17 protein-coding genes are annotated in these 20,517 nt (G+C 55.4%); 8 read left to right on the forward strand and 9 right to left on the reverse strand.

Features of this window, described 5'->3' with window-relative positions:
* Positions 1-5 precede the first annotated feature (5 nt).
* Positions 6-1,517 carry an efflux transporter outer membrane subunit gene (locus CJD38_RS09495; RefSeq protein ID WP_107940092.1) on the reverse strand — a complete coding sequence of 504 codons (1,512 nt, stop codon included), beginning with the start codon at positions 1,515-1,517 and terminating at the stop codon, positions 6-8.
* Positions 1,514-2,164 (reverse strand): TetR/AcrR family transcriptional regulator, encoded by a 651-nt coding sequence (locus CJD38_RS09500; RefSeq protein ID WP_107940093.1) that lies wholly within the window; start codon positions 2,162-2,164, stop codon positions 1,514-1,516. Before CJD38_RS09500 ends, CJD38_RS09495 begins: the two co-directional genes overlap by 4 nt.
* Positions 2,165-2,388: 224 nt before the next feature.
* Here CJD38_RS09500 and CJD38_RS09505 point away from each other — a divergent pair, with 224 nt between their 5' ends.
* The 4 genes from CJD38_RS09505 to CJD38_RS09525 all read left to right on the forward strand — a co-directional run bounded on the left by CJD38_RS09505 (position 2,389) and on the right by CJD38_RS09525 (position 10,150).
* Positions 2,389-5,064: an efflux RND transporter permease subunit gene (locus tag CJD38_RS09505; RefSeq protein ID WP_240783582.1), complete on the forward strand. Its 2,676-nt coding sequence runs from the start codon at positions 2,389-2,391 to the stop codon at positions 5,062-5,064.
* 1,080 nt (positions 5,065-6,144) lie between these two features.
* A complete protein-coding gene (locus tag CJD38_RS09515) occupies positions 6,145-7,329 on the forward strand; it encodes a flavin-dependent monooxygenase (RefSeq protein ID WP_107940096.1) in 1,185 nt (394 codons plus the stop codon).
* Positions 7,330-7,446: 117 nt separating this feature from the next.
* Positions 7,447-9,183: an FAD-dependent oxidoreductase gene (locus CJD38_RS09520; RefSeq protein WP_107940097.1), complete on the forward strand. Its 1,737-nt coding sequence runs from the start codon at positions 7,447-7,449 to the stop codon at positions 9,181-9,183.
* Positions 9,184-9,241: 58 nt separating this feature from the next.
* On the forward strand, positions 9,242-10,150 hold the full coding sequence (locus CJD38_RS09525; protein ID WP_161554201.1) for a DUF1295 domain-containing protein: 909 nt from the start codon (positions 9,242-9,244) through the stop codon (positions 10,148-10,150).
* 16 nt (positions 10,151-10,166) lie between these two features.
* Here CJD38_RS09525 and CJD38_RS09530 read toward each other — a convergent pair whose 3' ends face one another.
* Positions 10,167-11,255, reverse strand: coding sequence for a GGDEF domain-containing protein (locus tag CJD38_RS09530; protein ID WP_161554202.1), 1,089 nt, complete (start codon positions 11,253-11,255; stop codon positions 10,167-10,169).
* A gap of 334 nt (positions 11,256-11,589) precedes the next feature.
* Here CJD38_RS09530 and CJD38_RS09535 point away from each other — a divergent pair, with 334 nt between their 5' ends.
* Entirely contained in the window at positions 11,590-12,345 is a 756-nt protein-coding gene (locus CJD38_RS09535; protein ID WP_107940355.1) for an SDR family NAD(P)-dependent oxidoreductase, read from the forward strand.
* 174 nt (positions 12,346-12,519) lie between these two features.
* Here the strand turns inward: CJD38_RS09535 and CJD38_RS09540 are convergent, their stop codons facing one another.
* Positions 12,520-13,875 (reverse strand): patatin-like phospholipase family protein, encoded by a 1,356-nt coding sequence (locus CJD38_RS09540; RefSeq protein WP_240783583.1) that lies wholly within the window; start codon positions 13,873-13,875, stop codon positions 12,520-12,522.
* A gap of 37 nt (positions 13,876-13,912) precedes the next feature.
* Here CJD38_RS09540 and CJD38_RS09545 point away from each other — a divergent pair, with 37 nt between their 5' ends.
* Positions 13,913-15,148, forward strand: a complete 1,236-nt coding sequence (locus tag CJD38_RS09545; protein ID WP_107940100.1) for an NADH:flavin oxidoreductase — start codon at positions 13,913-13,915, stop codon at positions 15,146-15,148.
* A gap of 15 nt (positions 15,149-15,163) precedes the next feature.
* Positions 15,164-16,111, forward strand: a complete 948-nt coding sequence (locus tag CJD38_RS09550; RefSeq protein WP_107940101.1) for an oxidoreductase — start codon at positions 15,164-15,166, stop codon at positions 16,109-16,111.
* 2 nt (positions 16,112-16,113) lie between these two features.
* Here the strand turns inward: CJD38_RS09550 and CJD38_RS09555 are convergent, their stop codons facing one another.
* From CJD38_RS09555 to CJD38_RS09575, 5 genes are read right to left on the reverse strand one after another with little or no spacing between them, the layout of a single operon-like run.
* Positions 16,114-16,608 carry a carboxymuconolactone decarboxylase family protein gene (locus tag CJD38_RS09555; RefSeq protein WP_107940102.1) on the reverse strand — a complete coding sequence of 165 codons (495 nt, stop codon included), beginning with the start codon at positions 16,606-16,608 and terminating at the stop codon, positions 16,114-16,116.
* A gap of 13 nt (positions 16,609-16,621) precedes the next feature.
* On the reverse strand, positions 16,622-16,756 hold the full coding sequence (locus CJD38_RS09560; protein ID WP_107940103.1) for a DUF3096 domain-containing protein: 135 nt from the start codon (positions 16,754-16,756) through the stop codon (positions 16,622-16,624).
* A 12-nt stretch (positions 16,757-16,768) separates the two neighbouring features.
* Positions 16,769-17,266 carry a DUF421 domain-containing protein gene (locus CJD38_RS09565; protein ID WP_107940104.1) on the reverse strand — a complete coding sequence of 166 codons (498 nt, stop codon included), beginning with the start codon at positions 17,264-17,266 and terminating at the stop codon, positions 16,769-16,771.
* Positions 17,267-17,298: 32 nt separating this feature from the next.
* On the reverse strand, positions 17,299-18,141 hold the full coding sequence (locus tag CJD38_RS09570) for a class I SAM-dependent methyltransferase (protein ID WP_107940105.1): 843 nt from the start codon (positions 18,139-18,141) through the stop codon (positions 17,299-17,301).
* A 20-nt stretch (positions 18,142-18,161) separates the two neighbouring features.
* Positions 18,162-18,941 (reverse strand): glucose 1-dehydrogenase, encoded by a 780-nt coding sequence (locus tag CJD38_RS09575; protein WP_107940106.1) that lies wholly within the window; start codon positions 18,939-18,941, stop codon positions 18,162-18,164.
* A 231-nt stretch (positions 18,942-19,172) separates the two neighbouring features.
* Between CJD38_RS09575 and CJD38_RS09580 the strand changes: the two genes are divergently transcribed.
* Entirely contained in the window at positions 19,173-20,516 is a 1,344-nt protein-coding gene (locus CJD38_RS09580) for a GDSL-type esterase/lipase family protein (protein ID WP_107940107.1), read from the forward strand.
* Position 20,517: the final 1 nt, after the last annotated feature.

Raw genomic sequence — 20,517 nt, forward strand, 5'->3', positions numbered from 1 at the left:
ATTCATCAATTGGCTTTTGCTGTGGTCGTGCTGCCATTGCTGGCAGAAGGTGTTGCGTTGTTACTGTTGTCGTCTTCAGAGCGATTCCACCAACCGCCGCCGAGCGCTTGAAACAGCGCAGCGGTGTCGGCGTAGCGAGCAGCTTGTGCTTGGGCTAGATCAATCACGGCTTGCTGATAGTTGCGTTCAGCGGTGAGCAGTGTTGGATAGCTGATTGAGCCGGCGCTGTATTGCTTGCCCGCAATCGCATGGCTGGCTTCGGCGGCTTGGAAAGCATCGCGCTGCGCTTTGAGTGTTTCGGCATCGGCAGACAATGCGGTCAGCGTGTCAGCAACATTCTGGAACGCGACGTTTACCGTTGCGCGATATTGCGCTACCGATTGCTCATAGCTGGCGACTGCTGCGCGACGACGATGCGTGAGTTCACCTGCACGGAAAATCGGTTGCGTGAGACCTGCGCCGAGACTCCAAATATTGCTGCCTGCCGTAAACAGATTGCCGGTGTTCGGTGCAGCCTGACCGTAGCTGCCGCTGAGCGTGATCTGCGGCAGCATGTTGGCGGTTGCAATGCCGACGTCAGCGCTGGCCTGATGCACCAACGCTTCTTGTGCGCGCACATCAGGACGTTGCTGCACGAGTTTCGACGGCAGACTCAGCGGCAGTGTTTCTGGCAGCGTCAGATCGGTGAGCTCAAATTGCGCATCGATCGTTTGGCTGGGCAATTGTCCGAGCAACACTGCGAGCAGATTGCGGTTTTGATCGAGCTGCTTGCGCAACGATGGCAGTGTCGCGAGCAACTGTGCGAGTTGCGTCTGTTGCGTCAGCACATCGGTTTTAGCAGCGCCGCCGAGTTCAAACTGACGCTTGAGCACGTCGAGTTGTTTGCTGCTCGACTCAACAATTTTCTCGGTTGCTGCAATCTGCGCGCGCAATGAAGCTTCGCGAATCGCGGTCGTCACGACATTGGAAGAGAGCGACAGATAGCTCGCCTCTAACTGAAAGCGCTGGTATTCGGTTTGCGCTTTGGCCGACTCAATCACGCGGCGCTGACCGCCGAATACATCGAGGTTGTAGGTGACGTTAACGCCAGCGTTGAGCACGTTGTAAATCGAGGTGCCGGGGCCCGGTACGTTGGCGACTTTCTGGCGAGACGCGCCGAGCTGCCCATCAACTGCAGGCAACAAACCACTGGCTGAAGCCAAAGCGTTTTCATGTGCCACGCGCAGTGTTGCTTGCGCGGCTTCGATATTCGGATTGGCTTTGAGTGCTTGTTCAACCAGCGCTTTTAGTTTGTCTGAGCCAAACAACGTCCACCACTGCGCAGGAATATCAGCGCCGTTCTGAAATGTTTGCGCTGCGCCGCCAACGGTATCGGTTGAGGCCGTTTTCTCAGGCAAAGCTTGCGCGGTGTAGCGGTCGCCAGCCGTGCTTTCTGGTGTTTTAAAATTTGGACCGACGGCGCAGCTGATCAAACTTAAGCTGAGTGCGGAGAGGCCGATGTGTTGAATGGCTTTCATGAGATTTTCTTCTCTGTACTTGAGATAACGTTGTTGACCGGCAGAATTCCGTCGATCAGCAGCTTGCAAACTTTTTCAGCGAATCCGCGCGCGGCGTCGGTGCCTTTGAACAGATCGAGGTCCTGCATGGCTTCGCGGCATAAGAAAAATGCGTTCTTCGATCCACACCAAGCTACGGCGGCGGCGGCGGGATCAAAATCATTGCGGAACTCGCCGTTGCGCTGACCCTGCTCGAACAGCTCGATGACCAGTTGGAAATTGCGACGGAAAACCTGATGCGCGAGGCGACGGACGCTGTTTTCACAAGGCTCGCCCAACTCACGCAAGATCAGTCGGGTGCGTAATTCGTTGTCGATCATCGTTTTGATGTCGTATTCGGTCAGGCGGTGCAGCTTTTCGACACAAGAGATGTCTTCTTTCAGTAGCGCCTCAGCCAATTCGGCGTGTTCGGCGCTGGCTTTCCGCATGACCTCCAAATAGAGGACTTCCTTCGAGGCATAGTGATGGAAGATATTGGCCTTGCAGACGCCGGCCAGATCGGCGATCGAGGCGACTGATACGCACTCATAGCCATCGCGCGCGAACAATTCCGTAGCCGCCTCGAGGATCGAGAGCGCGCCAGTCGTTGTGGGTTTGGATTTGGTCATGAGTAGGTGGTGGGGGTTGAATTGGGCTTAAATAGAAATGACTGACCGATTGGTCGGTTAGCATTCTAGACAAGTCCGATTGCGCGTGTAAACAAGATTTCCGACGATTTTGTGTAAAGAAGGGGAAACAGATGCGGGTTACGGCAAAAGATGTCCTGAGATGGATCGAGCCCCTGATCTATGGCCGCCATTCTCGCCGGGCCTGTGTTGCACTCTTATTAATAGTGACGGCCGGGCTGCTCGGGCAGGCGGTGCAGATCCGCCCGGATGCCGATTTCGAGAAGACCATCCCGCTGGACCACCCCTATATGCAGGTGTTCCGCCAATATCAGGCCGAATTTGGCGGCGCCAACACGGTTTTGATCTCGTTGCAGCAGGACAAGGGCGACATCTATAACGAGCAATTCCTCACCGCCCTGAAGCAGGCGACGGAGGAAGTCACCTTTGTTCACGGCATCGACCGCGCGCATACCTCGTCCATCTTTACCCGCAATGTGCGTTTCATCGAAGTGGTCGACGGCGGCTTTGCGGCCGGTGATGTGGTGCCCGCCAATTACTCGCCGACGCCGGAGATGTTTGGGCTGGTCCGCAGCAATGTCGGCAAGGCGGGCCTGGTCGGCAATCTGGTCAGCCGCGATCAAAGTGGCGCGCTGATCGCCACCGAGGTGGTGGAGAACGATCCGCTCACCGGCAAGAAAACCGATCTGGTGCAAGTCGCACACGATCTTGAAGATCGAGTTCGCGGGCGTTACGCCAGCCAAACCAAATATCTCTATCGACTGAAAGCAGCTGCGCCGCCATTCGAAGCGAATGAAGTGGTGGCCGAGAGTTTCTCCGCGCCGGGTTGGCTGCATTCATTCAAACATTACGCAGCGAGCAAAACGCTGCCGGATGAAAGTCAGATTCAACGTGATTTCAGTGGGCGCGAGCTGAAGGTAGAACAGGTCAAGAATCCGGACTACAACCCGGCGATTGCTGTGCACATCATTGGCTTCACCAAAGTTATTGGCGATGTCAGCGATGCGTCGCTGCAAGTGATGATGTTCTTCGCGCTCACCGTGATCGGCACCATGTTGGCGCTGTGGTGGTATCTCGGTAGTTTGCGACTTGCACTGTTGCCGCTCGGTTGTTCACTCGTTGCTGTGATTTGGGAATTCGGTCTGCTGCATCTGTTCGGTTATGGCATCGATCCCTTCGCGATCATGGTGCCGTTTCTTGTGCTCGCAGTATCGACGTCACACGGTGTGCAGTATGTGAATACCTGGGCAGATCAAGTTATCGGCGGCCAAAATGGTTTCGATGCTTCACTCGCAACCTTTCGCAGATTATTCATTCCCGGCAGCATTGCACTGCTGACGAATGTCGCAGGATTCCTGACGATTTCATTAGTGCCGATTGGCAGTATTCGCGATATGTCTGCTAACGCCTGCCTCGGCATGTTGGCCGTCATCGTCACCAATAAAATCATGATGCCGGTGTGGCTGTCATATCTCGGCGTGACCAACGTTGATGCCTTCCGCAGCAAGCGCATCGCACGTATTAATGCAGGCGATAAATATTGGCGCTTTCTCTCTGGCGTCACCGAAAAGCCCGTAGCAATTACATTGATCACCTTGTCGCTCATCGTGCTTTCCGTGTCTTGGTTTGTGCAAGATCGCCGCATCATCGGCGACGCACAACTTGGCGTGCCTGAGCTGCGTCCAGATTCGGTTTACAACAAAGACGTCGCCGATATCGCCAGCAACTACAGCATCGGCGCCGACATTCTGAAAATCATCGCGGAAGATGACGCGGGCAACTGCGTGCAGTACCGAACGCTAGAGCAGATCGACCAATTCATCTGGCATATGCGCAACACCGAAGGCGTGACCTCAGCGCGCGGATTCACATCTGCAACGCGACAGGCTTACCAAGGCATGTCGGAGATGAATCCCAAATTTGGCGTCGTGCCACGCAATAGCAATGTGTTGGTTTTGGTGAATCGCGGCATCGCCACCAACACCGGCCTACTCAATTTTGATTGCAGCGCGATGCCCTTGTTCTTCTTCACCGCCAATCACAAAGCGGGAACGATTGAGCATGTGATCGACACAGCCAAGCGCCTCAATCAAAGCAATGCAGAAGATTTCTACAAGACTTATCCAGATTCAAATCCGGCCTATTGCGCAGAGAAAAAGGCTTTGCGAGATGGGTTAGGTCAGCGTCATGTGCAGCAAGATCATCTCACTGCAAAGCTACGCGCTGATGGTGTGAGCGAAGACGCGATCGCTGCAGATAAGCGCATCGTCGACGGCTTCGCTGCGATAGAAACAGATAAAGCCAAATTAGCGGACCAGACAAAAGCTTGTCCGGTGAACTTTGCTATCGGCACTGGCAACGTCGGCGTGATGGCTGCAACGAATGAAGTCGTCGAGAGCAAAGAGTTACCCGTAATCCTTTGGGTCTACGCCGTCATCATCGTGCTGGTGCTCACGTCATACCGCTCATTCGCTGCGCTGCTAGTCATCTGCATTCCACTGTTCATGGTTTCGATCTTCGCCAATGCGTTGATGGCTGTGCTTGGTATTGGGCTCAAGGTGGCAACGTTGCCTGTAGTCGCCTTGGCGGTTGGCATTGGCGTGGATTACGGCATCTATATTTATGACTTGCTGCAAGACAAAGTTCTGCGTGAAGGGAAACCTCTGCGTGAGGCTTACACGGAAACGCTGCGGCAAACGGGGAAGGCGGTGATCTTTACCGGCATTTGTCTTGCGGGCGGCGTATTTGCGTGGTTGTTCTCGGGGCTGCAATTCCAGAGGGATATGGGGTTGCTGTTGGTGTTTATGTTTACGGCCAACATGCTGGGAGCGGTGTTGCTTAGTCCGGCTTATTGTCGGTTTTTGTTGCGACGCAAAAGCTAATTCGCGAGGCGCGTAGGCCTGTTGTTCTTTGCTATGGCGTATTTCGCGCTGAGGCGCGAGTGACTTTTCTTTGCGTGCCCAAAGAAAAGTAACCAAAAGAAACGGCACCCTGCGACTACGCCGGAACAAAAAGCGTTCCCCCGCGGCCACTCCGTGGCGTTCGCTAGGCAATGAGTGCCACTGGCACTCATTGAAATCCCTAGCTCACTCTCGCATTGATCGGGGTGCGTGACAGGCCATCCACGGCCTGGCACGCACGCTCGGCTCCTGCCTCGCCCGCGTCTTCGCGCGGCTATTAACCGATCAGTGCTGTGATGCTCGGCGTTGTCGAAGGGACCCCAGTAAAGCAAAGCCACTTGTACATCGCATTAGCTAGCGAGCGAATGAGCCGTGATGCAGCGATTAATGTGATCAAAAGTGCCGTCAACACTTTTACTCTACTCAAGAACAGCTCAGGCCATTGAGGAGGTTCTCTCCTCATTCACAGCAAGAGTCGCTTTGCTTTGGATGTCGGGCCCCTTCGGCAGCGCCGAGCATCGCAGGCTTGGCCGGTAATAGCCGCGCGAATAGCGCGGGCGAAGGCAGGATGCCGAAGCGTGCGTGTCTGGACAAGGATGTCCTGTCACGCACCCCGTCCAAGACGAGAAGCACAGGGAACTCCCACGTCTTTTTGTGGGAGCGCGTACGCAGGGTGTGTTTTCTTTGGTTACTTTCTTTGCACAAGCAAAGAAAGTGACTCGCACGGCGTGCGAAACACGCCACCTCAAAGACCAACAGGCAGTGGCCAAGAAGCGCAAACAAACGGTGGGTTTCGCTTCGCTCTACCCACCCTACGAACTGGCCCCTCACCCTCGGCAACTGCTCCTGCGTTGCTCTACTTCGGGCATCCATGCCCTCATCAATCTCTCTCTCCATAAAAAGCATGGGGAGAGGGAAGCCAAACTCGCCCCAAACGAGGGCAAAACCCCCAGAACTCCCACCCCGCACTAATCATTTTGGGGGATGCCCCAGCAAGGCCCGTGTGAAAACCTCTCTGCATCATAAAAAGTCCGCGTTTTTGCGGGCGCGCAGGAGATTTTCATGCAAGCCAAGTCGAACACCGTCACCGCTGAATCGTTGGTGCAAAGCGCCCGCGCTTTGGTGCCTAAATTGAAAGAGCGCGCCGCTCAGACTGAGCGTGATCGCAAAGTGCCGGTTGAGACCGTCGCTGACATGCAGGCCGCTGGCCTGTTTGATGTGCTCAAGCCTAAGCAGTACGGCGGCTACGAGATGGACCCGCAGGTGTTTTACGACGTCTGCATGACCTTGGCTGAGGGCTGTATGTCGACGGCGTGGATCTACGGCGTTATCGGCGTACATAACTGGCAGATCGCTCTGTTCGATCCGAAGGCCGCGCAGGATGTGTTCGGCAAGGACCACAAGACACTGATCGCTTCGACCTACATGCCGAAAGGCCAGGTCACGCCGGTTGAAGGCGGTTTCAAATTTAGCGGTCGTTGGGGTTTCTCCAGCGGTATCGATCATTGCGACTGGGTTTTCCTCGGCGGTTTGATCTTCAACCCCGGCCAGCCACCTGAATACCGCACCTTCTTGCTGCCGAAGTCCGACTACGAAATCGTCGACACCTGGCACGTAATGGGTCTGAAGGGCACCGGCTCCAAGGACATCGTCGTTAAAGATGTGTTCGTGCCGGAATACCGCACGCACAAAGCGAGCGACGGCTTCATGGGCACCAACCCAGGCCGCGACACCTTCACGTCAGACATCTACAAACTGCCATTCGGTCAGATCTTCGTTCGCGCCGTTTCATCGGCTGCGATTGGTGGTCTGCAAGGCGCACTCGACACCTTCCTCGAATTCGCACAGGTTCGCGTTGGCGACATGGGCAACAAGACTTCGGAGCAGGCACCGGCGCAGTTGGCCGCAGCTGAAACCGCACTCGCGATTGATGAGATGAAGTTGATCCTGCATCGCAACTTCGACGTGCTGATGAGCAAGGTTCGTGCTGGTCAGCCACTCGACGATATCAGGCAGCGTTTGCTGTTCCGTCATCAGGCTTCGCAGGTTGTTGAGCGCAGCGCCAAGCACGCTTACCAGCTGTTCTCGGCTTGCGGCGGTCGCGGCATTTTCCTCGACTTCCCACTGCATCGTTACATGACCGACATCATGGCAGCGCGTGGTCACTACGCGAACAACCCTGAGCAGTTCGGGCGTAACTTCGGTGGTTACCTGCTGGGTCGCGACAACACAGATTATTTCATCTGATCTTGTGTGTGGGAGCGCCTCTTAGGCGCGATTGGCGATTGAGCCATCGCGCCTAAGAGGCGCTCCTACAAAAGAACATGCTGTGAATATGCAGTCAAAAAATTGGGGCGAGAGAGCATGAGCAGTTCAGATAATTTTGATCAACAGTTCGACGTCATCGTCGTCGGTTCCGGTGGCGGTGGCATGACCGCTGCGCTGGTTGCGCAGTCGCATGGCCTGTCGTCCGTCGTGTTGGAAAAATCCGACAAGTACGGCGGCACGTCGGCTGTGTCTGGCGGTGGTATCTGGATTCCTTGTAACGATGACATTGCGCCGAATGGCGGCAGTGACTCGTACGATGAAGCGCTCACCTATCTCAAAACCTGCATCGGCCCAGAAGTGCCGGTGGAACGTATTGAAGCGTATTTGAAGCACGCGCCAGAAATGGTGCGCTACATGCGCAACACCTTCGGCGTTAAGTACACCAACGTGCCGAAGTACCCGGACTACTATCCGAACAAGACCGGCGGTAAAGACGGTCAGCGTTCGATGGAACCGGTGGATTTTGATGCGTCGTTGCTCGGCGCAGAATTCGATAAGCAGCGCGAAGCTTTCAAAGGCACGCTGTTGATGGGCCGTATCGCAATGACTCAGCGCGAAGCGCATGTGTTGTTCTCACGCTCACCAGGTTGGGTGATGCTGACGGTCAAAATGTTGCTCAAGTATTGGTTCGATCTCGGTTGGCGTTTCAAGACGCATCGCGATCGTCGTCAGGTGCTGGGTCAGGGCATGGTCTCTGCACTGCGTTACGCAATGATGCAGAAGAATGTGCCGCTGGTTCTTGAAACCGGCATGGATTCTTTGATCACTGAAAACGGCCGCGTTGTTGGCGTGAACGTGATTCAGAAAGGTCGCAAGCTGCGCTACGGCGCGCGCCACGGTGTGGTGCTGGCCTGCGGTGGTTTTGAATCGAATCAGAAAATGCGTGACCAGTATCTGGCCAAGCCGACCACCATCGAATGGACCGCTGCGCCACCCATCAATCACGGCGATGGCATTCTCGCTGGCCAAAACATCGGCGCTGCGCTCAAGCACATGGATAAGGTTTGGGGCTCACCGACGGTGAGGAAGCCGGGCACTGAGCAACAGATCACGTTGTTCATCGAGCGCGGCATGCCGGGTTGCGTGGCTGTGAACAGCAAGGGCAAGCGCTTCACCAACGAAGCTGCGCCGTATCCAGATTTTCGTGATGCGATGTACGCCGACGATGCGAAAGGCAATGGCACTGCGCCATGCTGGCTGATCTTTGATGCGACCTTCCGCTACAAATATCCGATGGGTATTTTCTTGCCGGGTCAGATCGAACCGGATGCAAGCCTGCCGAAAAATTGGCTCGACAAGGTTTACTTCAAGGCAGGCAGCATTGAAGAGCTCGCGGCCAAAATCAAAGTTGACGTCAATGGCCTCAAGCAGACTGTCACCGACATGAACGGCTTCGCAGAGAAAGGCGTTGATCCTCAGTTCGGTAAAGGCACGACGTCGATTGATCGTTATTACAGCGATCCAAGCGTCAAACCAAATTCATGCCTCGGCCCAATTGTTAAAGCACCGTTCTACGCTGTGCAGATGTATCCGGGCGAGATCGGCACCAAGGGCGGTTTGGTCACCGACGCACAGGCACGCGTGCTGCGTGAAGATGGCAGCGTGATTGCCGGCCTCTTTGCAACGGGTAACACCTCAGCACCAGTGATGGGCGCAACCTATCCGGGCGCTGGTTCAACGCTGGGTCCTGCGATGGCGTTTGGTTATGTTGCTGCCAAGGTGATTGCGGAAGAAGCGAAGCAGAAGCCTGCTCAATTAGGCGCTGCTGCCTGATCAAAGTCGTATAACAACAAACGCCGCCTACGGGCGGCGTTTGTTTATGGAGAGAACGATGCTCAAGTCTGCACTGTTATATATCGCCACACTCATCGTGATTGGCGTTCTCGCATTCAAAGTCGATTTACCCATCACCGACGCGCAGAAAATTCTGTTCTGCAGCGTGACGAAAGTGATGCTGGTGATCGCAGCGCTGTGTTTTATCGTCGGCGAAATCTCCCGCAACTTCTCGCAGGTCGACAAGCTCTGGAGCCTAGTGCCCGTGCTCTACGCTTGGGTCGCGACGGTGCAAGGCGGCATGGAGCCGCGCATGGTGTTGGCGGCGAGCGTTGCGACGGTGTGGGGCATTCGTCTGACGTTCAACTTTGCACGCCACGGGGGTTACAGCTGGAAATTCTGGACCGGCAATGAAGACTATCGCTGGGAACATGTCCGCAAGATGCCGGGCCTTGGCAATCCTGTGATGTGGGCGCTGTTTGATTTGGGCTTTATCTCCCTCTACCAAAACGCACTGCTGCTGGGGCTCGCGTTGCCGATTGTGTTGTTGCATGGCACGGGCGAACCAACGTTGGTGGACTACGCCATCGCCGCATTGTTTATTGGCTTCGTGTTGATGGAATCGCTGGCTGATGAACAGCAGCAGAAATTCCAGAACGAGAAGAAGCGCCGCATCAAAGCGGGCCAGAATCTCGACGGTGATTACGCCAACGGCTTTATCAGCACGGGCTTGTGGTCACGCTCACGTCATCCCAATTATTTTGCTGAGCAATCGCTGTGGGTGACATTCTTCCTGTTCAGCGTTTCCGCGACGGGACTGCTGAACTGGACCATCGCGGGTAGCTTGCTGCTGATCATGCTGTTCCGCGCCAGTTCAAATCTGAGTGAGAACATTCAGGCCGGAAAATATCCGAGCTATCCGGAATATCAAAAACGCGTGCCGCGCTTCTTGCCGAAGATTTTCTAAACGCAGAAGTCCGGCTTCACAGCGCCGGATAGTGGGTCGCAGCTGCCATCGTGCGGTTGCGGCCCGCAGCTTTACCGGCATAGAGCGCCACGTCTGCACGATGTGCAGCGTCTTCAAACTTTTCTTCATGTTGCAGCGTGGCCACGCCCATCGTGATGGTCACATTCAATGTATGTCCACCAATTTGCAGTGGCATCGCCGCAATGTTCTCGCGAATGCGATTGGCAGTGACCATGGCTTGCACGCTATCGGAGTGTGGAAGCAACAATAGAAATTCTTCTCCGCCCCAACGACAAACGCTATCTGTCATGCGGACTTCGTTGCGCAGCGCCTGACCCAGCTGTTGCAGCACGCCGTCGCCCACATCGTGTCCGTAAGTGTCATTGATCGATTTGAAGCGATCGACATCGCACAGAACTATCGACAGTGGAAAGCTACCGCGACGTCCATCCGCCTCAGCCAGCGTCCAGACTTCACGGAGTCGGCGTCGATTCATCAGGCCAGTGAGTGGATCGGTGGTGGCGTGTTCTTTGAGCAGTGCTTGCTGTTCAGTGACGAGCTGAAAGTAGTGCAGAACCACAGCTGCGATAACTAAGAGGGGTAGGCCATAGTTCAAGGCGCGCATGAACTCGGAAACCAGCGGATTCAACAGTGGCGAGTTTGGCGTCAGCGTGACGCGATAATCGAGATAGATCATCCACGCGGTAAACGCCACCATGGCGATCCACTTGGCGCGCACCGACATGCGCCCGCTGACCGCAATTAAGGGAAGGATGGCAATCAGTTTGAAATGAAAGTTGATGCCACTGCCAAAGCGTAAGGCGACGTGTGTGCCGTACCAGATAATGACGGCAATGATCAGCAATACGGTGACGAGAAAGACTGGGAACGAGCGTTTCAGGTCAACAAAGTAATAGGCGGGAAGGCAGGCCAGGCTGACGGAGAGGCACCACCACCATTGCTCGTCGCCAATGGAGTAGAACATTGCAGAATCAAACAGGCACACGGCAGCAATAAGAAAGGTGCTGCGCTGCACGACCAAGCGGAAGGTCGTGCGGATCGTTTCGGTGTCTTCGCCCTCTGCCTCGGGCCCAAAAAATTTCATCACAAAGATCCTACGTGCTGCCGACATTGACGGCCGGCGTTTTCATATTGTTTCCACGAGCTCAACTTGGCGACTTGAGATCAAGGCACGTGCTCATTGCTAGGTCAGCTCACGTTATCCACTTATTCGGGTGGGGTGCTGTGCCCCCGCCATCTTGAGCTCAGATTACGCCAAACCAGCGCTGAGGGTGAAGCCCCTACAACTGCCTATTTCAGCCGTTCAGCAACTACCTCAGCCGGGTTAGGACATCACCTGCGGCTGACCTCCACACTTAGTACCTGATAGATGGCGATTCGACTCGCTGCGCGCACGCATAACAACAGGGGAGATGGCGATGGCAAAGCTGCAAGGAAAAGTGGCATTCGTAACCGGTGCAGGTCAGGGCGTTGGTCAGGGCATTGCCTTCGCACTCGCAGGTGAGGGCGCAGCCGTCGTGGTGACCGGTCGTACTTTGGCCAAGGTCGAAGCGACCGCTGCTGAAATTGTTCGCCGCGGTGGCAAAGCATTGGCACTGGCTTGCGAAGTGAAAGACGCCGCATCTCTGAGCGATGCTGTTAAAAGAACGGTCGAAGAATTCGGCGGCCTCAACATCCTCGTCAACAACGCACAAGAAGTTCCGCTGGGCGCACTCAATGGAGTGACTGAGGAAGCTTTTGCTGCAGGTTGGGAGTCTGGCCCGCTCGCCACTTTCCGCTTGATGAAGCTGTGCTATCCGCATCTCAAAGGTGATGGCTGCATCATCAATCTCGGCTCGCCCGCAGCCAAGCGCTGGGACATGAGCGGCTACGGCGCTTATTCCGCAGTGAAAGAAGCAATCCGCTCGCTGAGCCGCGCCGCCGCTGGTGAGTGGGGCAAAGACGGCATTCGCACCAACGTCATTCTGCCGCTGGCGAATTCGCCTGCGATGGATTGGTGGACCCGTGAACGTCCAGAAGAATCCGCTGCATTTATTGACACGGTTCCGACCAAGCGCGTTGGTGATTGCGAGCAAGACATTGGCCGCTTCGTTGTTGCGCTGTGCACGGAAGATAGCCGTTACGTGAATGGCCAGAGCATTGCGCTCGATGGTGGACAGGCGTTTCTGGGCTGAGAAAACTCGCGAGCAATGCTCGCGAGTTTTCACTTACTTATTAATTCAATCTCGCCATCCATGGCGCAGCTTCATTTCTGTTTGAAAACCCCGCCCGCACATTCATGTGCGGGCGTTCGCAGGCTCCGCGAGTAGTGCTCGCGGAGCCTGCTCACCCATGAACATGGGCGTGCTTCACTCCATCAAAAACGCTTCAATCTCATCCGCACGCTTCGCAGTATCGCGATAGCCCAGTTGAATGAGCTCACGCGTAAACGCCGAATCAAACAGCAGGAAGCTGGTTAAATCTGCACTCTTGGCATCTGGCGTTCCAAGACCATCCATCACATAGCGCAAGGTGCGTGGCATGCGATGGGCCAAGGTCTTGGCGAGTACTGCGATGTCTTCTGACGGCGAAATCGATAGCGGCTTCACAATGCGCATGGGCTCGCTCACTGCATGCGTTGGCTTGCCACGCAGACGCGGTGGATAAGCTGAGATCAGATCATTCATGCGCTTGAGATGATCAAGGTCCGCGTCGAGATGATCCAGAAAAATCGCATTCATGAACACGCCGAGAATTTGCGATAGCGGCGGCCGCTGCATGTGCTCAGGCGCTACACCATCGCCCTGCGCAAGTTCTGTTCGCAACAGATCGTCGGCAGCGTTGGCGCAACGCACACCAATCGCTAGCAAGCGCGTTGCGCCTAAACGTATCGCGGGGCTTAGTGGTGTCGTCAGTCGCAGTGCGCCGTCGCCAAAGTAAGCCGTGCCGCCATTGACCGAGAGTGGTACGGGCGGAAACACCACGGGGATCGCCGCGGAGGCGCACACATGCTCCAGCGTCATCTCGGTCTGCAACGCGACGCGACGGCTTTTATTCCAGAGCGGATGTTTGTTGGCGCCCTGCACAAAGGTGTAAGACTTTCCGGAGTGATATCCCGTCGCGGTGATCGCGAGCGCATAGAGGTGACCGCGCTTGATTGAATCATTGATGCTTGAGAAATCCATGTGCGCGCCGAGAAACGCGCGCAGCGGTGCGGTGTTCATCAAGGCATCAAGACGACCGCCGCCGATGATTCCACCCAAGGCCATATCCATCACCATCTTGCGTGCGGTGTTGGCCATTGTGGGTAAGTCATAACGCACGACGCTATCGAAGTTGAGTTCACCCCAAAGCCTGGCCAGCGTCTCTGCGCCTTGTTGCAGATTGGATTGATGGCAGGCCAGCGTCGCGCCATTGATCGCGCCCGCAGATGCGCCCGCGATGATTTGAAATGGCGAGGGCCCGCGCTTGAACGCTTTGATCTCGCTGATGCGTTTGAGCACGCCGGCCTGATACGCGCCGCGCGCACCGCCAGCGGTCAGCACCAGTCCCGTCATCGGTGGACGGCGTTTCGTAGTGGCGCGTGGGCTCATGGGATGATCTTGTCGGCGGGCGATAAAACAACCCAGCAAATAGGGTGCCATATCGTGCAATGCCTTGATGACAGCCAGATTTCGGCTGCACTCCATTCGGACGAAGCCATAAAGAGGCAGACCCCGCAGCATCAGATCATCCTTTGCGTACTCCGATGCCCGAGCACTTATGACGTCCTCCGCTTCTACCAGCGCCGCGTTCGAACCCATTCAGATTGGCCCACTGAAACTGCGCAACCGCTTTATTAAATCTGCGACTAATGAAGGCGTGGCCAAAGGCGGCATCCCTTCAAAAATGCTGGTTGAGCATCATCGCCGCATGGCGGCAGGTGGTGCTGCCATGACCACCGTCGCGTACTGCTCGGTGAGCGCTGATGGCCGCACGTTTGAAGATCAGGTCACGCTCGACGAACCCAGCATCAAGCATCTACGAGTGCTGACGGATGCGGTGCATGCCGAAGGTGGCCTTGCCTGTGCGCAGATCACTCACGGCGGCGCATTCACGTTTGTGCCGAATCTCTCAACCAAATATCCGCTCAGCTCGTCCGGTGGATTCAATCCGCCAGGCGCAATTAGTGGCCGCTTTTTCAAAACTGAAATGAGCAACGCGGATTTGGAGCGTGTGTGCGGCGAGTTTGTTGCTGCTGCGCGTCGCGCCAAAGTGGCAGGCTTCGACGCAGTCGAGATTCACATGGGCCACGGTTACTTGCTCAGCCAGTTCATCTCACCGATCTATAACAAGCGTCGTGATCAGTACGGCGGCAAGACTGCTGCTGAGCGTGCGCGTTACCCGGCATTGATCTTGCGTAGCGTATTAGACGCTGTAGGCAAGGAGATGGCAGTGACCTGCAAGATCTGCGTGACCGAAGGGGCCCGAGGCGGTGCTACCGCCGAAGATGCCGTGCAGGTCGCTAAAGTTCTGGAGGCCGCAGGCGCGCACATGCTGGTACTCAGTGGCGGCATGAACGTGGAATCGCCGTGGACCATCTTCGGCAGCAATATGCCGAAAGCTGCGACCGATGTGATCGACAACAAAATCATCAAATTCGCTACCCGCATGATGAAACTGTGGGAGCCCAAAGTGCCGTTCCGCGAACTCTATTTCTTGGAACATTCACGCAAAGTACGCGCCGCAGTAAAAATGCCGCTGGCCTACTTGGGCGGCGCCAAGACTATGTCGGGTATCGAACAGATCATGTCCGATGGTTTTGATACGGTGGTGATGGGTCGCGCGCTGCTACACGATCCGCAACTCGTTAATAAATTCAAAAGTGGCGAAGCTACAGTCTCAGGCTGCACGGCTTGTAATCAATGTGTGGTGATGATGTACACCCCGGGCGGAACTTCTTGCGTATTACACCCTCCGAATGATGTGGCGATGGTTCAAGCGCCTGCTTCACCCTGAGCAAAGAAGGTCACGATGACAACATTAGATTGGTGCCGTAAGAACTTACCCAAGCTGGACGGCAAACGCGCATTGGTGACCGGCGCTGCGAGTGGTCTCGGATATGAAACTGCAGCAGGTCTTGCTGCAATGGGCGCGCACGTTATTTTGGCTGATCGCAATGTTGAAGGCGGACAAGCTGCAGTTAAGAAAATTCGTGAAAGTATGTTCGGCGTGCACGTTGAGTTTCGCGCACTTGATCTGGCCGACCTTGCTGAGATTCGTGGCTTTGCCGATACGCTACGTGCAGATGGTGAGCCGCTCGATATTCTGGTGAACAACGCCGGCATTCTGCCGCCGCTAGAGCGTCGCGTCACTGCAGATGGTTTCGAATTGAAATTCGGCGTCAACGTACTCGGACATTTCGCACTGGACGGCCAGCTGTTAGAGAGCCTGCGTCGTAGCAGCGCGCCGCGCGTCGTTTGGGTTTCGAGTTTGGTACATCGACACGCCAGCATCGATTTCAGAGATCTGCAGGCCGAGCGTAGCTACGAACCACAGCGTGCATACAACCAAGCCAAGCTCGCTTGTCTGGTATTGGCAATGGAACTGCACGAGCGCGCAAAGCAATCGGGCATCGCACTCTCAGCATTGGCCGCGCATCCCGGTGTTGCGCGTACAGGTTTAGGTGATGCGCGTGCGACTGAAAAACATCGCCGCATTCGCGACTACGCAGAAGCCGCAGCGTTCTGGGTGGCGATGAAATGGATGAGCCAGCCGCAAGGTCGTGGCGCATTGCCGATTCTGCATGCGGCAGCAGCAGATGCTGTGCGCAGCGGAACTTTCTTTGGTCCAGATGGCGTGGGCGAAATGAAAGGCGATCCAAAAATCGTGAAGCCATCCAAGTCCGCGCTTGATCCTGTATTGCGTCAGCGACTCTGGGCAGAATGCGAGAAGCTCACCGGCGTGCGCTACGAGTTGTAGCGCTACGCAGCAGCCTTGCGACTCATCGTGAGCGAGCAGGTTTGACCAACATCAAGCACGCGCATGGTGCGGCCTGCGCCGAGCCACAGCGTGCAGCACAGCACGAGATCAACAATTTCTGCGTCGCTGAAGTTCTCGCGAAAGCGTAACCAGAACTCGTTGTCTTCACGCAGTCCCAGATGATCTTGAGCATAGCCTTCTGCATATTCCGCAGCGAGGCGTTCGCGCGTGTTGTATCCCGACCAGTTAGGCCAGTCGAGTACGTTTCTATAAAACGCTTCGTCGAGCTTTTCTTCGGCGGCTTCAGCGTAACGTGCATTGCGACAAACCTCGCAGCCGTTTGCTAGTGCAATCCGCATGCGTGCAATTTCATGTACGCGCAGCGGAAGTTTTGATTTTGCATAAACCGCATCGCTAAGCGCGACTAGGCCTGGCGCCATATCCGGCTGCAAAGACATCCAACTACCAAGGTCGTCAGTGACATTGATGCGAGGCATCTCTGCGCTCCTTTTAGTGAATAAGGCCGATGACGCCAACGATGATCAAATAAATCGCAACGATGTAGTTCAGAAGCTTGGGCTGTACCAAGATCAGTACGCCAGCAATCAATGAAACAACCGGAACAGCATCAAGATGAATAGTCATGTTTAAGACTCCTTATTTGTTTTTGCTGATGACGCTGATTCTGCCGTCGCCTTCCATATAACAGTTTTTCACTTCATGCATATGTTCAACACCTTCTTCACGAAGGCGGCTTTGCAGTTCTTCTTGAGTGATGAGCTCGCGTCGCATATTGCGTAACAGCATGCGGCCATCTTTGATCAAGGGGAGTGGTTTGGGGTGAATCAATCTGCCGAATACAGGCACGTGATAGCCCAGCCAATCCAAGGCGTAATCCCAAAAGGTGATCGTGAGAATCAGAACCACACCTTCAGTGATCGAGTTGTAAGGCCCGGCCATGCCGTTCTGCGCGGCGTCAGCAATCACCACTACAACCAGCACATCAGCAATGCCGATCTGCCCAGCTTCGCGGCGCATGAAGCGCATCAGGAAAAACAGCAGCAGATAAATCAGCGTGCCGCGAATGATGACTTCGGCAAGTGTGGTGTTCGGCACAAACAGCGCGTGCCAGTCGATGCCAAAAATATGTTCCATGCGACGTCCCTGTGGGAGGCAATGCCGCTACTTTACGTGGTTGCCTCAAGAACGCGAACTCGATCCGCGCCCTTGGTTGCAGCGATCTCACGCGTTTCAGGAATATCGCGTGGCTCGTGGACGGCGGTGGTGCGGAAACCAGAACTGCGTAAGGCTTGAATGGCTTGTGATGCCGCTTCAAAGTGAACGTGAATTTTTCCCTTCACAAATCTTCCCAGCACAGCACCAAAGGCTTTCGAGCCTACGTCGTGTTCGCCGCGGATATAGACGTCGGACAAATACAAGCCGTGCGGAAATTTCTTCAGCGTGCGCGCAAAACGACGCCACACATCACGCGCCGTATCGCCGTCGAGATAGCTCATCAATCCTTCGGTAATGATGGCGGTGCCGACATTAGGATCCAACGTTTTGACTAAGGCAGCGAGTGACTTCGGACCTTTGTCGTTCAGCGCATCAATTTCGATAACGCGATGATGGTCAGACAATAAACCTGCATCATCGAGCAGTTTGCGCTTGGTATTGGCCATCGCCGCCAAATCGGTTTCGATGTACGTGATCTTTTTGCCGTAGCGTTTGGCAAAGTTAATGCCGCGTGGTGATAAGCCGGCGGCAATCTCAATCACTTGTCCAACACGACCCTGATCAATCGCCCGTGCGAGTCGTGCGTCGATGCCTTTGTGTCTTGCGATCATCATCGCGTCGAACGAAGTGCCGCTCACACGTTTGACGCCATACATCAGCAAGCCGAAGGCAAAATCCAAACGCTTGCCTTCGGCCGTCGCCAATGCCGGATGCGACATCCCCAGTCGATACCACATATAGCCCGTTGCGTAGGCAGTGGGGCTGACGCGTTCGGTAGAGGTGTCGCTCGACATGGATGTTCGTCCTTGAACTTTTAAACTCCCGGCGCGCCGGGGAAGCCCACATAGTACTGGCCTACGAGCATACCGCCATCTACTGCGATTTCTGCGCCGCAGAGATAGGAAGAATCATCGCTGGCGAGGAACAAACTGGTCTGTGCCACTTCGTTTGGTTCGCCAACGCGCTGCAAGGGCACCATGGTGTAACGCTTGTTCACTTCTGCGCGCTCTTCGGCATAAGGGTTGCCCATTGCGGTGTCGATGCCGCCCGGATGTACAGAGTTCACGCGCACGCCTTTATGGCCATATTCCATCGCAGCCACTTTCGTCAGGCCGCGGATGCCCCATTTGCTGGCGCAGTAAGCGCCAAGACCATTGGCGCCCTTCATGCCGTCGGCAGAAGAAATATTGACGATGCTGCCTTTGCCGCGCGCTGTCATCTGTTCGCCGATGATTTTGGTGCCGAGGAAAGTGCCGGTGAGATTGATGGTGATCACGCGCTCAAAGTCAGACTTCTCAGTCGTTGCAATCGTCTTGAACAACAGCACGCCCGCGTTATTCACCAGCACATCAATGTCGCCAAATGCCGCTTTGGTTTTGGCGATGACGTTGCTCCAGCTTTCTTCGCTGGTGACATCGTGATGCACAAAGATCGCTTTGCCAGCGAGTTCGGCGGCGAGCTTTTCGCCGTCAGCATCGAGCACGTCGGCAATCACAACCTTTGCGCCCTCAGCAGCAAACAGGCGCACGGTAGCCGCACCCATGCCGCGTGCACCGCCGGTGATGATCGCCACTTTATTGTTCAGTCTAGCCACGTCCGTACTCCTCAGATTCTTATGAATTTAGTCGGATCACATGCTTCCACTGTGGCCGGTCCCCAGCATCGTCCGTAGGGAGTACGCCTCGATGACTTTTGGCCGCAGCGGCACCCGCAGCCGTCAGTAAATGACCTTAGCGCGGGCAGAGTTCTGTTTTAAGCTGGGACACTGAACATTGATGGGCTAAACGCCGTTCTATAAAGCCTGCGTAAAAATCGGGGAGATGCTGTGCGAATTTCATCGATCAAAAAAGGGCTTCTCTTGCTAAGCGTTGTGGTGCTTGGCTTGTCAGGCTGCGCTCAATCGTCTTCGCCAGACGGCGCAAGCGAGAACAAATCGGGTTGGATTGGCGCGTGGGGAGCTGCACCTTACGGGCCGTATCCATTGGGGCCGCTCAGCGGAGTTTTGCCGCTGCCGCCAGAAATTGCGCTGCCACCGATTCCGACTGCATTGCCTAACAATCACGCTTTGGATCAAAGCTTCCGCATGATTGTGCATCCGACAATTGGCGGCGAGCAGGTTCGTGTTCGTCTCTCCAATTTAATGGGCGATAAACCCGTCACGTTCAGCCCGGTGCGCATCGCAAAACGTTTGTTGGTGACTGGGCCTGTGCTGGTTCCTAATACGGATACGCCAGTTTTGTTTGATGGCCGCACTTCCGTCACTGTCGCTGCTGGCGCTGAAGCGATCAGTGATCCGGCGTCGTTCTCGTATGGCGTCGGCGATGATCTGGCGATTTCATTTCATGTGCAGGGCGAGAGTGGAGCGATCACCTGGCACGCAGTTTCCTTCGCTCTCAATTACGTCAGCCTGCCTTCCAGCGGCGACGTCACTGGCGATGTCACAGGTTTGAGTTTTATCCAGCCGACAGTCGGTTGGTTCTTCCTCACCGGCCTTGATGTACTCGCGCCAGAAAGCCCCGGCACCATTGTCGCTATTGGTGACTCAATTACTGATGGCGCTTACATCGTCCCTGAAACCAATACGCGTTGGCCGGACTTTTTTGCTCAGCGTTTGCAAAGCGCGGGCATTGCGATGGGCGTGCTCAATGAGGGCATCAACAGCAACACCGTGACTACGGCCACGAGCCCGGACGGAGATGAATTCAAAGGGCCGCCTGCTGTTCTGCGCTTTAAACGAGATGTGTTGCAACGCCCCGGTGTGCGATCGGTTGTGATTTTTGAAGGTACGAACGATCTCAGCGACGGCGCAAAAGCTGAAGATGTTTTTGCGGGCATCCGCTCACTGGTCAAGCGCGCACATGCGGCAGGTTTGTGCGTTGTGGTCGGCACCATCATGCCGCGTATCGGCACTCCGATTGCACCTTGGGATGCAGCGATGATGGATCCGGAGCGTCAAAAGCTCAACGCGATGATTCGCGCGCAAACCGATATCGAAGGCGTGGCTGATTTTGATAAAGCGATGGAAAGCCCGCTGCTGCCGGGCCAACCCAATGTGCCTTATTACTTTCCGGATCAGCTGCATCCCAATTCGGTGGGTACGCTGATCATGGCGAACTCAGTGCCGTTGGAAGCATTGGTGCCGCCGCCTGCCGGCAATTGCAGTCGATAAT

The organism is Stenotrophobium rhamnosiphilum, from assembly GCF_003052265.1.
Taxonomy (GTDB): domain Bacteria; phylum Pseudomonadota; class Gammaproteobacteria; order Nevskiales; family Nevskiaceae; genus Stenotrophobium; species Stenotrophobium rhamnosiphilum.